Source organism: Methylobacterium sp. AC433, assembly GCF_979253015.1.
On sequence record NZ_CEEDBN010000001.1, the window covers coordinates 114,068 to 129,366 of the forward strand.

The window sequence follows — 15,299 nt, forward strand, 5'->3', positions numbered from 1 at the left end:
CGCATCAATGGGGGCCGCGACCCGGCACGACAAGCCCGGATCGGCGGGGGCCCGCGAAGGACAGGGGGAAACGGCCCCTGGACCTGCCCGGTCCCGCACCCATTTCGCCTCGTACCGAAATTGTCCGCGCCGAGGGGCCGCCGCACGTCGCGGCCCCCGCGTCCCCGATCCGGAAGGAAGCCCCATGACCGCCCAGAGACCCGAGATCCGCACCTTCCTGTGCCGCAGCGACAATATCGGCGTCCTGATCCGCGACCCCGCCACCGGCGCCTGCGCCGCCATCGACGTGCCCGAGGCCGGCCCCGTGCTGGTGGCCCTCGACGCGGCCGGCTGGACCCTCACCGACATCCTCGTCACGCACCGGCACGGCGACCATGTCGAGGGCATCCCGGAGGTGAAGCGCCGCACCGGCGCGCGGGTGACGGCGCCCCTGAAGGCGGGGGAGGCCGTGCCGGAGGTCGACGTCACGGTCTCGGAAGGGGACGTGGTCCGGGTCGGCGACCTCGCGGCGCAGGTCTGGGAGACGCCGGGGCACTGCGCCGACCACGTCACCTACTGGTTCGAGGGGGCCGGCGTGGTGTTCGCCGGCGACACCCTGTTCACCCTCGGCTGCGGCCGGGTGATGGAGGCCGAGCCCGCGACCCTGTGGCGTTCCCTGGAGCGCTTCCTGCCGCTGCCCGACGCGACCGCGGTCTATAGCGGGCACGACTACGTGCTCTCCAATGCCCGCTTCGCGCTGGCGGCCGAGCCCGGCAACGCGGCCCTCGCCGCCCGGGCGGCCGAGGCCGAGCGCGCCGCGGCGGAGGGCCGCTTCCTGATTCCCAGCACCCTGGGCGCGGAGCGCGCGACCAATCCGTTCCTGCGCGCCGGCGAGCCGAGCCTCGCTCAGGGAGTGGATCTGGCGCCCGGCACCCAGCCCTCGGTTGTCTTTGCTGCATTGAGGGCCTGGAAGAACCGGTTCTGACTCGCTAAAGGGGCGTTACAGCGAGGCTGGTGCTGTCATTGATATTGGCCACGTTGGACTTTCGGACGAGAAACCCACTTCTCCCGAAGTGGACATGTCCGGGAGGTGTCGTCCCGTCCCTCCACGAGCCCTGGTGTCCGATTTGATGCAGCCGCCCGGCCCGCCCTTCGCCTTCGGGCACGAGATCGACCTCAGCGAGAGCCGGGGAAGCGAACCGTCCGAGGATCAGACGGCCCCGGAGAGCGCCGTCCGCATCACGGTGCCCCGCGTCGCCCGTCCGGCGCCGCGGACCACGGCACCCCTGGCGGTCGATGCGCGCCTGCTCGCCGTCGCCACCGAACACCTCCGCCGCCTCGGGCCGAAGCGGGTCACCGTGGTGGCCGTCGCCGCCGAGGCGGGCATGACGCACGCCAACGTCTACCGCTACTTCCCGTCCAAGGACGCCCTGCTCGACGCGGTGGCGGGGCGCTGGCTCCGCGACGTCGAGGCGGAACTCGCCCGCATCGCCGACGCGCCGGACCCCGCCGACGACAAGATCGAGCGCCTGCTCACCGCCCTGGCGAGCGTCCAGCGCGAGACCCTGGTCCACGAGCCGAACCTCTTCGCCGTCCACCTCGACGCCACGGTGGGGGCGCGCCCGATCGCCCGGCGCCACCGGGTGCGCCTGCGCAGCCTCGTCGAGCGCGTGGTCGAGGAGGGCATCGGCGCCGGCGCCTTCGTCGCCCGGGACCGCGAGCGGGCCATCGCGCACATCTTCGATGCCAGCTACCGCTTCACCCATCCGCTGGCGATCCAGCACGATGCCGACCTGCCGCGCGACCTCGTGGAGGCCCGCCTCGGCGCGGTGATTCTGGCCATCCAGAAGGTGCTGCGGACAGGCACGCTCTGAGCCTCCGTGACAGAATTTTGCCTCTGTCACTTGGCCTTGGCTGCGGCGCCGAATTTGAGCGCGCGCGCCTAAGGCACGGCAATACCTCGGCTTTTCATGGCGGGTAACGGAAGCGGTCGCGGGCCGGCCTGGCCCGAACCCTGCTTTGGCCTTCGTGTCTCGGTTGAAGCTCTGGGCCTTTTCGGCCACACACCGCGCAGCAACGCGCCGGTGGTTTTTCGAAGCCTCCCAGCGCCGCGACCGCTACGCAAGGACCGGAGGTTCGTTTCCCCCATGGCACGCAGCAAGATCGCGCTCATCGGCGCTGGACAGATCGGTGGAACCCTCGCGCACCTGGCGGGCCTGAAGGAACTCGGCGACGTCGTGCTGTTCGACATCGCCGACGGCGTCCCGCAGGGCAAGGGCCTCGACATCGCGGAATCCGCACCGGTCGACGGCTTCGACGCCACCTACACGGGGGCCAGCGACTACGCCGCGATCGCCGGCGCCGACGTGGTGATCGTCACCGCGGGCGTGCCGCGCAAGCCCGGCATGAGCCGCGACGACCTGATCGGGATCAACCTGAAGGTCATGGAGGCCGTCGGCACCGGCATCAAGCAGCACGCGCCGGACGCCTTCGTCATCTGCATCACCAATCCCCTCGACGCGATGGTCTGGGCCCTGCAGAAGTTCTCGGGGCTTCCCACCCACAAGGTGGTCGGCATGGCCGGCGTCCTCGATTCCGCCCGTTTCCGCCACTTCCTCGCCGACGAGTTCAAGGTCTCGGTGGAGGACGTGACCGCCTTCGTGCTCGGCGGCCACGGCGACGACATGGTCCCGCTGGTGCGCTACTCCACGGTGGCCGGCGTGCCGCTCCCCGACCTGGTCAAGCTCGGCTGGACCACCCAGGAGAAGCTCGACGCCATGGTCGAGCGCACCCGCAAGGGCGGCGGCGAGATCGTCAACCTGCTCAAGACCGGCTCGGCCTTCTACGCCCCCGCCGCCTCCGCCATCGCCATGGCCGAGAGCTACCTGCGCGACAAGCGCCGCGTGCTGCCCTGCGCCGCCTACCTCAACGGCGAGTACGGCGTCTCCGACATGTATGTGGGCGTGCCGATCGTGATCGGCGCGAACGGCGTCGAGCGCGTCCTCGAAGTGGAATTCAACGGCGACGAGAAGGCGATGTTCGACAAGTCGGTCGGCGCCGTGAAGGCCCTGATCGAGGCCTGCAAGGGCGTGAACCCCGCGCTCGCCTGACCACAGTGAGAAGCATCGCGCGCCGGCCGCCTGCGCGGCTGGCGCGACGATGCCGGTGTCGTGTCCTGAACTCCCGCGCCCGGCGCCGGGACGAGGCGGAGAAACGTTCATGAACATTCACGAATACCAGGCCAAGGCGGTGCTGAAGGAATTCGGCCTGCCCGTTTCCAAGGGCGTGGCGATCTTCAAGCCGGAGGAGGCCGAGGCGGCCGCCAAGGAACTCGGCGGCCCGGTCTGGGTGGTGAAGTCACAGATCCACGCGGGCGGCCGCGGCAAGGGCACCTTCAAGGGCGCGCCCGCCGGCGCCAAGGGCGGCGTGCGCGTCACCAAGTCCCTCGACGAGGTCAAGCAGTTCGCCGGCGAGATGCTGGGCCAGACCCTGGTCACGATCCAGACCGGCGAGGCCGGCAAGCAGGTCAACCGCCTCTACATCGAGGAGGGCGCCCAGATCGAGGCGGAATTCTACCTCTCGATGCTGGTGGACCGCGAGACCGGCAAGGTCGCCTACGTCGTCTCGACGGAAGGCGGCATGGACATCGAGACGGTGGCGCACGACACGCCGGAGAAGATCGTCACCTTCTCGGTCGATCCCGCCACCGGCGTGATGCCCCATCACGGCCGCCTCGTCGCCAAGACGCTCGGCCTCACCGGCGCGCAGGCCAAGGAAGCCGGCGATCTCACCACGCGGCTCTACGAGGCGTTCACCGCCAAGGACATGAGCATGCTGGAGATCAACCCGCTGGTGCTCACCGGCGACGGCCACCTCAAGTGCCTCGACGCCAAGATCTCCTTCGACTCGAACGCCCTCTACCGGCACCCCGACATCGTGGCCCTGCGCGACGAGACCGAGGAGGACGCCAAGGAGATCGAGGCCTCGAAGTACGACCTGGCCTACATCGCGCTGGACGGCACCATCGGCTGCATGGTCAACGGCGCCGGCCTCGCGATGGCGACCCTCGACATCATCAAGCTCTACGGCGAGGAGCCGGCGAACTTCCTCGATGTCGGCGGCGGCGCGTCGGAGGAGAAGGTCACGGCGGCCTTCAAGATCATCACCGCCGACCCGCAGGTGAAGGGCATCCTGGTCAACATCTTCGGCGGCATCATGAAGTGCGACGTGATCGCCAACGGCGTGATCGCGGCGGTGAAGGCCGTCGGCCTGCAGGTGCCCCTGGTGGTGCGCCTCGAGGGCACCAACGTCGAGAAGGGCAAGGAGATCATCCGGAATTCCGGCCTGAACGTGATCCCCGCCGACGACCTCGACGATGCCGCGCAGAAGATCGTCGCCGCCGTGAAGAAGGGCTGAGAGTACCCCATGTCCATCCTGATCGACGCGAACACCAAGGTCATCTGCCAGGGCTTCACCGGCAAGAACGGGACCTTCCACTCCGAGCAGGCCATCGCCTACGGCACCAAGATGGTCGGCGGCACCAGCCCTGGTAAGGGCGGTTCCAAGCACCTCAACCTGCCGGTCTTCGACACGGTGGCCGAGGCGCGCGAGGCCACGGGCGCGACGGCCTCGGTCGTCTACGTGCCGCCGCCGGGCGCCGCCGACGCGATCTGCGAGGCGATCCAGGCGGAGGTTCCGCTCATCGTCTGCATCACCGAGGGCATCCCGGTCCTCGACATGGTGCGGGTCAAGCGCGCGCTCGAAGGCTCGAAGTCCCGCCTCGTGGGACCGAACTGCCCCGGCATCGTCACCGCCGGCCAGTGCAAGATCGGCATCATGCCGGCCAACATCTTCAAGCCGGGCTCGGTGGGCATCGTCTCCCGCTCCGGCACGCTGACCTACGAGGCCGTGTTCCAGACCACCAATGCCGGCCTCGGCCAGACCACGGCGGTGGGCATCGGCGGCGACCCGGTGAAGGGCACCGAATTCATCTCCATGCTCGAGCTGTTCCTGGCCGACGACAAGACCGAGTCGATCGTGATGATCGGCGAGATCGGCGGCTCGGCCGAGGAGGAGGCGGCGCAGTTCCTGGCCGACGAGGCCAAGCGCGGCCGCAAGAAGCCCATGGTCGGATTCATCGCCGGCCGCACGGCGCCTCCGGGCCGCCGCATGGGCCATGCGGGCGCCATCATCTCCGGCGGCAAGGGCGGCGCCGAGGACAAGATCGCCGCCATGGAAGCGGCCGGCATCCGGGTCTCGCCCTCGCCGGCGCGGCTCGGCAGCACCCTCGTCGAAGTCCTGCGCGGCTGAGGCTCGCGCGGCTGAATCCGCGCGGCTGACGCGCGGGGATCGCAGGCCTGCATTGCTCCGGCGTTCAGGTCCGCGACCCCATCTACGAACGAGCGACGCGAGCCCGACGGTGCCCGCGTCTTTCCCGATACATCCGATCCCCTCCGCGATCCGCGCCGAGGTGGGTCGGGCAGGGAGCCTCCCCGGCGGAGGACCCCGCACAGCGGCAGGATGACCCGAACGATGGCACGCCAGGACGCGCTCGAAACCTCGTTCCTCTACGGCGGCAACGCCGCCTATATCGAGGAGCTGCAGGCGGCTTACGCCCGTGATCCGAACTCGGTCGACCCCGAGTGGCAGACGTTCTTCCGGTCCCTGAACGAGGACAAGGGGCTCGCCGAGAAGAACGCGGCCGGCGCCTCCTGGGAGCGGCCGAACTGGCCGATCCACGCCAACGGCGAGATCGTCTCGGCCCTCGACGGCAACTGGGCCACCGTCGAGAAGGCGATGGGCGACAAGATCCGCGCCAAGTCCGACACCGCCTCGGCCCCGGCCAAGGGCGTCGTCATCGCCTCCGCCCCCGGCATCTCGGTGGAGCAGGCGACCAAGGATTCGGTCCGCGCGATCATGCTGATCCGCGCCTACCGCATGCGCGGCCACCTGCACGCCAAGCTCGATCCCCTCGGCCTCGCCCCCCGCGGCGACCACGAGGAACTGCACCCGCAGCATTACGGCTTCGAGGAGAAGGATTGGGACCGCCCGATCTTCCTCGACAACGTGCTCGGCCTCGAATTCTCGACCATCCGCGAGATCGTCGAGATCCTGGAGCGCACCTACTGCCAGACGCTCGGCGTCGAGTTCATGCACATCTCCAATCCTGAGGAGAAGGCCTGGATCCAGGAGCGCATCGAGGGCAAGGGCAAGGAGATCACCTTCACGCCCGAGGGCCGCCGCGCGATCCTCAACAAGCTGATCGAGGCCGAGGGCTTCGAGAAGTTCCTCGACCTCAAGTACACCGGCACCAAGCGCTTCGGCCTCGACGGCTCCGAGGCGATGATCCCGGCGCTCGAGCAGATCATCAAGCGCGGCGGCGCGCTGGGTGCGGAGGAGATCGTCGTGGGCATGGCCCATCGCGGCCGCCTCAACGTGCTCACCAACGTGATGGCCAAGCCCTTCCGGGCGGTGTTCAACGAGTTCAAGGGCGGCTCGGCCAACCCGGCCGAGGTCGAGGGCTCCGGCGACGTGAAGTACCATCTCGGTGCCTCGTCGGACCGCGCCTTCGACGGCAACAACGTCCACCTCTCGCTCACCGCCAACCCGTCGCATCTCGAGATCGTCGATCCCGTCGTGCTCGGCAAGGTGCGCGCCAAGCAGGACCAGCGGGCCAAGCCCACGGTGGAGCGCACCCGCGTGGTGCCGCTGCTCATCCACGGCGACGCCGCCTTCGCGGGCCAGGGCGTGGTGGCCGAGTGCCTCGGCCTGTCCGGCTTGAAGGGCCACCGCACCGGCGGCTCGATCCACTTCATCATCAACAACCAGATCGGCTTCACCACCGATCCGCGCTTCTCGCGCTCCTCGCCCTACCCGTCCGACGTGGCCAAGATGGTGGAGGCCCCGATCTTCCACTGCAACGGCGACGACCCGGAGGTCGTGACCTTCGCGGCCAAGATCGCCATCGAGTACCGCCAGAAGTTCGGCAAGCCCGTCGTCATCGACATGCTGTGCTACCGCCGCTTCGGCCACAACGAGGGCGACGAGCCGGCCTTCACCCAGCCGAAGATGTACCAGCGCATCCGCAAGCACCCGACCGCGCTGGAGACCTACGGCAAGAAGCTCGTCGCCGAGGGCGTGCTGAGCCAGGAGCAGCTCGACACCCGCAAGGCCGAGTTCCGCGCCATTCTCGACGCCGAGCTGGAGGTCGCCACGAACTACAAGGCCAACAAGGCCGACTGGCTCGACGGGCGCTGGGCCGGGTTCAAGGCGGTGCGCGAGGACGTGGACGATCCCCGCCGCGGCAAGACCGGCGTGCCCGCCGAGACCCTGCGGGAGATCGCCCAGCGCATCACCACGCCGCCGCCCGGCTTTCACCTGCACCGCACGATCCAGCGCTTCTTCGACAACCGCGCCAAGGCGGTGGAATCGGGCAAGGGCATCGACTGGGCGACCGCCGAGGCCCTGGCCTTCGGCTCGCTCCTCATCGAGGGCAATCGCGTCCGCCTCTCGGGCCAGGATGTCGAGCGCGGCACCTTCTCCCAGCGCCACGCCGTGGTGATCGACCAGGAGAACGAGCAGCGCTACACCTCGCTGAACTCGATCCGCGAGGGCCAGGCCAGCCTGGAGGTCATCAACTCGATGCTCTCCGAGGAGGCGGTGCTCGGCTTCGAGTACGGCTACTCGGCGGCCGAGCCCAACGCCCTGGTGCTGTGGGAGGCGCAGTTCGGCGACTTCGCCAACGGTGCCCAGGTGGTCATCGACCAGTTCATCTCCAGCGGCGAGCGCAAGTGGCTGCGCATGTCGGGCCTGACCCTGCTGCTGCCGCACGGCTACGAGGGCCAGGGGCCGGAGCACTCCTCCGCCCGCCTGGAGCGCTTCCTGCAGATGTGCGCCGAGGACAACATGCAGGTCGCCAACTGCACGACGCCGTCGAACTACTTCCACATCCTGCGCCGCCAGCTGCACCGCGAGTTCCGCAAGCCGCTGATCCTGATGACGCCGAAGTCACTCCTGCGTCACAAGAAGGCGGTCTCGCCGATCGAGGCGATGGCGGAGGGCTCGAGCTTCCACCGCGTGCTCTGGGACGATGCCGAGCGCGACGAGGACGGCATCAAGCTCGTCAAGGACGACAAGGTCCGGCGCGTCGTGCTGTGCTCGGGCAAGGTCTATTACGACCTCTACGAGGAGCGCGAGAAGCGCGGCGTCACCGACGTCTACCTGATGCGCGTCGAGCAGCTCTACCCGTTCCCCTTGAAGGCGCTCGCCAACGAGATGAGCCGGTTCCGCAACGCCGAGGTGGTGTGGTGCCAGGAGGAGCCGAAGAACATGGGCTCCTGGGCCTTCGTCGAGCCCTACCTCGAATGGGTGCTCGGCCAGGCCCAGTCGCCGGTGAAGCGCGCGCGCTACGTCGGCCGCCCGGCCTCCGCCTCCACGGCGGTGGGCATGCTCTCGAAGCACCAGGCCCAGCTCCAGGCCTTCCTCAACGAGGCGCTGGCGGTCTGACCGCCCGCCCTTCCCCCACATTTCTCGATCCGAGGGCGCCGCGGAGCGGCGTCCCGAACCCTCCGGACGGACACTGAACCATGGCAACCGATATCGTCGTCCCGACCCTGGGCGAATCCGTGAGCGAGGCCACCATCGGCCGCTGGTTCAAGAAGCCGGGCGACACCGTGGCGGCCGACGAGCCCCTGGTGGAGCTCGAGACCGACAAGGTCACCCTGGAGGTGAACGCGCCGGCGGCGGGCCAGCTCGGCGAGATCCTGGCCAAGGACGGCGAGACGGTGGAGCCCGGCGCGCTCCTCGGCTCGATCGTCGAGGCCGGGGCCGGCGGCGGCAAGGCCGCGGCGCCGAAGAAGGCCGAAGCCAAGGCCGAGACCAGGACCGAGGGCAAGCCCGCGGAGGCTCCGGCCCAGGATTCCTCGGCCGCCTACGGCAACCACGGCGACGCCGCCCCCCCGGCCGCCCGCGAGTCCGGCGACCACGGCCCCGCGGTCGCCAAGATGGCGCGCGAGTCCGGCATCGACCCCGCGACCCTGAACGGCAGCGGCAAGGACGGCCGCGTGACCAAGGGCGACATGCTGGAGGCGACCGCCAAGGGGCCGTCCGCCCCGGCGCCCGCGCCCGCCCGGGAGGCGAAGCCCGCCGCCCCGCGCGCACCCTCGAAACCCGACGATGCGGCGCGCGAGGAGCGCGTGCGCATGACCAAGCTGCGCCAGACCATCGCCCGCCGTCTCAAGGACGCGCAGGACACAGCCGCGATGCTGACGACGTTCAACGACGTCGACATGTCGGCCGTGATGGCGATGCGGAGTCAGTACAAGGACATCTTCGAGAAGAAGCACGGCACCAAGCTCGGCTTCATGGGCTTCTTCACCAAGGCGGTGATCGGCGCCCTCAAGGACGTGCCGGCGGTGAACGCCGAGATCGACGGGCAGGACCTCGTCTACAAGAACTACTACCACATCGGCATCGCCGTCGGCACCGACAAGGGCCTCGTGGTGCCGGTGGTGCGCGACGCCGACGACCTGTCGATCGCCGGCATCGAGAAGAAGATCGCCGGCTTCGGCAAGAAGGCCCGCGACGGCAAGCTCTCCATCGACGAGATGCAGGGCGGCACCTTCACGATCACCAACGGCGGCATCTACGGCTCGCTGATGTCGACCCCGATCCTCAACGCGCCGCAATCCGGCATCCTCGGCATGCACCGCATCGAGGAGCGCCCCGTCGTGCGCGCCGGCAAGATCGAGGCGCGGCCGATGATGTACCTCGCCCTGTCCTACGATCACCGCATCGTCGACGGGAAGGAGGCCGTGACCTTCCTCGTGCGCGTCAAGGAGGCGCTGGAGGATCCGGCACGCCTCGTGCTCGACCTCTAAGGCCCGGCAGCTGCCGTCCGCCGGCCGCGCTCCCGCGTGGCCGGACGCTTCCGCGCGCTTCGTCCATCGATGGTGGGGCATGACCCGCCGCCCAATCCAGCGAGTCAGATTCCTATGTCCTACGATCTCGTCGTCATCGGCACCGGCCCCGGCGGTTACGTCTGCGCCATCCGGGCCGCCCAGCTCGGCCTCAAGACGGCCGTGGTGGAGAAGCGGGCCAGCCATGGCGGCACCTGCCTCAACGTCGGCTGCATTCCCTCGAAGGCGCTGCTGCACGCCTCCGAGGCCTTCGAGGAGGCGGGCAAGCACTTCGCCGACATGGGCGTCATCGTGAACGCGCCCGAGCTCGACCTCGCCAAGATGATGACCTTCAAGCAGGACGGCGTCGACGGCAACACCAAGGGCGTCGAGTTCCTGCTCAAGAAGAACGGCATCGACGCCTATCGGGGCACCGCGCGGCTGGCCGGCGCGGGCCGCGTCGAGGTGCTGTCCGAGGACGGCGGCAACCAGCTCCTGGAGACGAAGAACGTCGTCATCGCCACGGGCTCGGACGTCACGAAGCTCCCCGGCGTCAGCATCGACGAGAAGATCGTCGTCTCCTCCACCGGTGCCCTCGCCCTGGAGAAGGTTCCGGGCAAGCTCCTCATCATCGGTGCCGGCGTCATCGGCCTCGAGCTCGGCTCGGTCTGGCGTCGCCTCGGGTCCGAGGTGACCGTGGTCGAGTATCTCGACCGGATCCTCCCGGGCATGGACGGCGAGGTCGGCAAGCAGTTCCAGCGCATCCTCGGCAAGCAGGGCGTGCAGTTCAAGCTCTCGTCCAAGGTCACGGGCGTCGAGGTCGGCGACGGCGCCGCCACCGTCACGGTGGAGCCCGCCGCCGGCGGCGAGGCCGAGAAGCTGCAGGCCGACGTGGTGCTCGTGGCCATCGGCCGGGTGCCCTACACCGAGGGCCTCGGCCTGGAGACGGTGGGCGTCGGCCTCGACAACAAGGGCCGCATCCAGACGGACAGCCACTACGCCACCAACGTCACCGGCATCTACGCGATCGGCGACGTCATCGCCGGGCCGATGCTGGCCCACAAGGCCGAGGACGAGGGGGTGGCCGTGGCCGAGCTGCTGGCCGGCCAGTCGGGCCACGTGAACTACGGCGTGATCCCGAACGTGGTCTACACCTATCCGGAGGTCGCCTCCGTCGGGAAGACGGAGGAAGAGCTGAAGAAGGACGGCATCGCCTACAACAGCGGGAAATTCCCCTTCACCGCCAACGGCCGCGCCAAGGTGAACCACACCACGGACGGCTTCGTGAAGATCCTGGCCGACGCGACCACCGACCGCGTCCTCGGCGTCCACATCGTGGGGGCCGATGCCGGCAACCTGATCGCGGAGGTCGCGGTGGCGATGGAGTTCGGCGCCTCGGCCGAGGACGTCGCCCGCACCTGCCACGCCCACCCGACCCTCACGGAGGCGGTCAAGGAAGCGGCCCTCGCGGTCGGCAAGCGCGCGATCCACATCTGATCCCCGCACGCTCTCGCGTCCAGGCGGCCGTCGCTCCCCCGAGCGGCGGCCGTTTTCATGCGGGCGCGGGACCATCGGGGCTCGCCGGTCCCGGAGACCCGATCAGGGCGCCTGGCAGGCCATCACGTCGGCCGCCTGGGCCACGCTGAGCGCCCGCTCGCGGACCTGGCGCGAGAGGCCGGGCCGCTCCGAGACGGCGGCCGCCTCCCGTTCGAGGGTGACGTTGCAGGCGCAGGAACGATGCCCGGCGGCGTCGAAGCAGGCGTCGTGGCGCATGCAGGCCGCGTCGAGGTCGTCGGTGGGCGGCAGGCCCTCGCCGCGCTGGCCGGCGCCGCAATAATTGCCGTGAAACAGGGCCTTGCCCTCCAGCACCTGTGCGAGATCGGCCTTGGGCAGCGGCGGCTCGTCGGGCCGGTCGACCTGCGTCAGGTCGTTGGCCGGGCCGCCGGCTCGGTCGGCCGAGCCGCGAAGCGCCCTGGGGATGCCGGAGGCCGGGCCGGGCTGGTTCAGGGGCTCGCCCGCCCGCCCGTTGGAATCGGCCAGATCCGGCAGCGGAGGCGGCGGACCCGGCCGCGCTTCGTCCTCCACCGGGACGGCCGGCGCCTCGGTGGCGGTCTGGGCCTGAACCGCCCCCGCCGTCAGCAGGAGTAGCGCGGCGATCGCAGCGGCAAAGGCGCGAAACCTGTCGGTCAAGGCTGTCGTCTCCCGTCCAACCGACCGCTCCCCGAACGGGCTCGGAGCCAGGATGCATCCGGTCCCGGATGGGTCAGGGCCGCGGGCCGGGGAGGGGTCGCCAGTGATCAGCAGATACGGCGAAGGCGGCGATTCCGTTCCGCACGGGATGATCCGGCCTCCGGCCTGGCCGAGGGGGAGATCACGGACACCGACGACTGGTAACCGGAGGGCCGCACCCCGCGATCCCTGTCCCTGCTTCGACGAAGATTGCCTCCGGCGAAGAACTCGCCGTCGATTTCGGTTTGGCGCGAGCGGGCGGTCCCCGGAGGTGATTGACAGGACAGGACACCTGCCACCTCTGGCAGGACCGTGAAGCGCAGGGAGAAGAATCATGAAGGTCGTGGCGGATCTGTGCATCGTCCCGATGGGCGTCGGCCCATCGGTCTCGCCCTACGTGAAGGCGATCAAGGCGATCATCGACGCGAGTCCCCTCAATGCCGAGATGCACGCCAACGGGACGAACATCGAGGGCGAGCTCGGCGAGATCTGCGCGCTCATCGAGGCCTGCGAGGCCAAGCTCAGCGAGATCGGCGTGCAGCGCGTCTTCTTCACGATGGCGTTCTCGTCCCGGCGCGACAAGGAGCAATCCATGGCGGACAAGCTGACGGCCGTGCTCTGAGCGACGGCCGCCGAACCGGTCACGGCTTCGACGGATCCGCCTTCGGCCGATCCAGGGTCTCGCCGGCCAGGCATTCCCGCAGGAAGGTGTCGCGGCCGGGCCCCGTGAGGCCGTTCCTGTCGGCCTGCGCCGTGCACACCGCCGCGCCGCGCGCGTCCCCACTGGAAGCCGGCGGCGTCTGAGCCGCGGCCGGCGTCGCCAGTCCGAGGGCGAGGAGCAGGATGGGGCTGTGCCGGGATGCCATGGCGTGTCCTTCCGTCCGGTTCGGTCCGCTTCGACGGGCAACGCCGCCGGCCGGCCGCTTGATCCGCCCGCCGGGTCGTCCCGGACGGTCCGCCATCGCACGGGACGCGCCCGACAGAGGAAGAATTAACCGCTCCCGGGCGATGACTCGGTCCTGCCGGCTCTCGTCATCCTCCCGCCAACCCGTCGGCCGCCGGATCACCGATGGATGCCAGGATCCTGACGATGCCGACGCGACCCCTCCGGATGCGGCACTTTCAGTGGACGCACTCGGCCCGGTGGCTGAGCGCCATCAACCTGCTCTCGGTGGTCGGTCTCTGCGCCGTCTCGGCCTTCATGCTCTGGCAGATGCGCCTCGATGCGGCCCGGCGCTCGGAGATGACGTCGCGCAGCCTCGTGCAGGTCCTCGGGCGGGACATCGCCCGCAACATCGAGATCTACGACCTCTCCCTGCGGTCCGTGGTCGACGGCCTGAAGCTTCCCGAGCTCGCCGAGGCCGATCCCGAGCTCCGGCAGATGATCCTGTTCGACCGCGCCGCCACCGCCGAGAATTTCGGCCACACCCTCGTGTTCGACAGGACCGGCAAGCTCATCATCAGCTCGAAATCGCTCGCGCCGGAGCCGCTGAACTACGCCGACCGCGAATACTTCCAGTATCACGTCACCCATCCGGGAAACGCGCTGCACATCAGCCAGCCGCTGATCTCGCGCCTCACCGGCAGGCGGGTGCTGATCATCAGCCGGCGCCTGTCGGACCCGGACGGCAGCTTCGCCGGAGTGGTGGTGGGATCGATCTATCTCGACTATTTCCGCCAGCTCTTCGCCGCCGTCGGCGCCGATCATGCCGGCACCGTCACCCTCCACGGTCCGGGCGGTGCGATCATCATGCGCGAGCCCTACGACGAGGGCGTGATCGGCCGCAGCGTCTCGGCCACGGACAGCTACCGGCGGTTCCTCGATGCGCCGGAGGGCCGCTTCAGCGGCCCCGCGCTGGTGGGCGAGGGCAGCCGCGACTTCGTGTTCACCAAGGTCGGGGACCTTCCGCTCCACCTCAGCATCGCCGTGGCGCCCGCGGAGATCTACGCCGAGTGGTGGCACCGCGCCCTCGTTCTCGGCGCGGTGGTGCTCAGCCTGTGCGCCACCACCATCGTCCTGACCGGGCTGTTCCGGCGTGAGCTCCACCAGCGCAAGGCGGCGGAGCAGGCTGCCCTCGACCTCAACGTCCAGCTGGAGAAGCTGGCGACCACCGATGCCCTGACGGGCCTCGCCAACCGGCGGCGGTTCGACGACGTCCTCGGCCGCGAATGGCGCCGGGCTGTCCGCAACCAGCTGCCGCTCTCGCTCCTCGTTCTCGACGCGGACTACTTCAAGGGCTTCAACGATCGCTACGGGCATCAACGGGGCGACGAGGCCCTGCGGCTGATCGCACGCTCCATCGAGGTCAGCATCGCCAGCGTCTCCGACACGGCCTGCCGCATCGGCGGCGAGGAATTCGCCGTGATCCTGCCCGAGACCGATGCGGCGGGGGCGGAGACCGTCGCCCAGCGCATCCGCGAGGCCGTGGCGGGCTGGGCGCTGCCCCATGCCGGCAGCCCCCTCGGAATGCTCACGGTCAGCATCGGCCTGGCGCAGATTCCCGAGATCAGGGCGGTCGACCCCGCCGCCTTCGTCGAGGCGGCGGACCAGGCGCTCTACGTGGCCAAGGCGAACGGGCGCAATCAGGTGCAGGTCCGGCGCCCGGACAGGGCCGGCCTTCGCTTGGCGGCGGGCTGATCCCGCAGCGGGCGGTCGCAGGCGGCCTATTTCGGCCGGGCCGCCGGGGCGCCGAACTCCCGGGCGATGCCGTCGAGGCCCTGGTCGTAGACGCCCTCGATATCGGCCCGGGCCGCGACCTCGCTCAGGCCGGCCGGGTCGAAGGTCGCGCTCCAGACCACCGTCGCGCCGGTGCCGTTCGGGCGGACCTGAAGGGTGGCGTTGTAGGCCGCCACGGGCAGGGGACCCTCGACGAAGGCGTAGCTGTAGCTCATCCCGGCCTCGTCGCGCCGGGTCTCGGCCTCGACGAGGGTGCCGAGGCCCCCGGCGACGACGAGCCGGCGCATCGGCTCGTTGTCCTCCCGGTCCAGATCCTCCCGGGTTCCGGAGGATTCGCAGGCGGCGACCTGCGGATGCCACAGGGCGATGGAGCAGAAGCCGCCGATGAGCGCCCACACGGCGGCGGGCGGAGCCGGGATGTCGCGGCTGCGGGAGACCTCGATCGCGCCGGCCGGGCCGGCCAGGACCGCGAGGACGATCCCTGAGATGGCCTGCCGCATGGTCGTTCTCCCCGCTTC

General features: G+C 69.8%; 13 protein-coding genes. 10 read left to right on the plus strand and 3 right to left on the minus strand.

Going from position 1 to position 15,299, the window contains the following annotated elements:
• Positions 1-184 precede the first annotated feature (184 nt).
• The 8 genes from gloB to lpdA all read left to right on the plus strand — a co-directional run bounded on the left by gloB (position 185) and on the right by lpdA (position 11,372).
• On the plus strand, positions 185-964 hold the full coding sequence (gene gloB, locus AC0IWM_RS00545) for a hydroxyacylglutathione hydrolase (protein WP_471752586.1): 780 nt from the start codon (positions 185-187) through the stop codon (positions 962-964).
• Between the two features lie 133 nt (positions 965-1,097).
• Complete coding sequence (locus AC0IWM_RS00550) at positions 1,098-1,853, plus strand: TetR family transcriptional regulator (protein WP_243214524.1); 756 nt, start codon at positions 1,098-1,100, stop codon at positions 1,851-1,853.
• Between the two features lie 273 nt (positions 1,854-2,126).
• On the plus strand, positions 2,127-3,089 hold the full coding sequence (gene mdh / locus AC0IWM_RS00555; RefSeq protein ID WP_471752587.1) for a malate dehydrogenase: 963 nt from the start codon (positions 2,127-2,129) through the stop codon (positions 3,087-3,089).
• Between the two features lie 109 nt (positions 3,090-3,198).
• On the plus strand, positions 3,199-4,395 hold the full coding sequence (gene sucC / locus AC0IWM_RS00560; RefSeq protein ID WP_056471959.1) for an ADP-forming succinate--CoA ligase subunit beta: 1,197 nt from the start codon (positions 3,199-3,201) through the stop codon (positions 4,393-4,395).
• 9 nt (positions 4,396-4,404) lie between these two features.
• A complete protein-coding gene (gene sucD / locus AC0IWM_RS00565) occupies positions 4,405-5,289 on the plus strand; it encodes a succinate--CoA ligase subunit alpha (protein WP_056471956.1) in 885 nt (294 codons plus the stop codon).
• Positions 5,290-5,511: 222 nt separating this feature from the next.
• Complete coding sequence (locus tag AC0IWM_RS00570; RefSeq protein ID WP_471752588.1) at positions 5,512-8,484, plus strand: 2-oxoglutarate dehydrogenase E1 component; 2,973 nt, start codon at positions 5,512-5,514, stop codon at positions 8,482-8,484.
• An 80-nt stretch (positions 8,485-8,564) separates the two neighbouring features.
• Positions 8,565-9,857 carry a 2-oxoglutarate dehydrogenase complex dihydrolipoyllysine-residue succinyltransferase gene (gene odhB, locus AC0IWM_RS00575; protein ID WP_471752589.1) on the plus strand — a complete coding sequence of 431 codons (1,293 nt, stop codon included), beginning with the start codon at positions 8,565-8,567 and terminating at the stop codon, positions 9,855-9,857.
• 114 nt (positions 9,858-9,971) lie between these two features.
• Positions 9,972-11,372: a dihydrolipoyl dehydrogenase gene (gene lpdA, locus AC0IWM_RS00580; protein WP_471752590.1), complete on the plus strand. Its 1,401-nt coding sequence runs from the start codon at positions 9,972-9,974 to the stop codon at positions 11,370-11,372.
• A gap of 102 nt (positions 11,373-11,474) precedes the next feature.
• Here the strand turns inward: lpdA and AC0IWM_RS00585 are convergent, their stop codons facing one another.
• The gene (locus AC0IWM_RS00585; protein WP_471752591.1) at positions 11,475-12,065 is read right to left on the minus strand and encodes a hypothetical protein; all 591 of its coding nucleotides are present in this window, start codon (positions 12,063-12,065) and stop codon (positions 11,475-11,477) included.
• A 373-nt stretch (positions 12,066-12,438) separates the two neighbouring features.
• Between AC0IWM_RS00585 and AC0IWM_RS00590 the strand changes: the two genes are divergently transcribed.
• A complete protein-coding gene (locus tag AC0IWM_RS00590; protein WP_471752592.1) occupies positions 12,439-12,726 on the plus strand; it encodes an MTH1187 family thiamine-binding protein in 288 nt (95 codons plus the stop codon).
• A 19-nt stretch (positions 12,727-12,745) separates the two neighbouring features.
• Here AC0IWM_RS00590 and AC0IWM_RS00595 read toward each other — a convergent pair whose 3' ends face one another.
• Complete coding sequence (locus tag AC0IWM_RS00595) at positions 12,746-12,970, minus strand: hypothetical protein (protein ID WP_471752593.1); 225 nt, start codon at positions 12,968-12,970, stop codon at positions 12,746-12,748.
• A gap of 224 nt (positions 12,971-13,194) precedes the next feature.
• Between AC0IWM_RS00595 and AC0IWM_RS00600 the strand changes: the two genes are divergently transcribed.
• Positions 13,195-14,742 carry a sensor domain-containing diguanylate cyclase gene (locus AC0IWM_RS00600; protein WP_471752594.1) on the plus strand — a complete coding sequence of 516 codons (1,548 nt, stop codon included), beginning with the start codon at positions 13,195-13,197 and terminating at the stop codon, positions 14,740-14,742.
• Positions 14,743-14,768: 26 nt separating this feature from the next.
• Here the strand turns inward: AC0IWM_RS00600 and AC0IWM_RS00605 are convergent, their stop codons facing one another.
• Positions 14,769-15,281 (minus strand): SRPBCC family protein, encoded by a 513-nt coding sequence (locus AC0IWM_RS00605; RefSeq protein ID WP_471752595.1) that lies wholly within the window; start codon positions 15,279-15,281, stop codon positions 14,769-14,771.
• Positions 15,282-15,299: the final 18 nt, after the last annotated feature.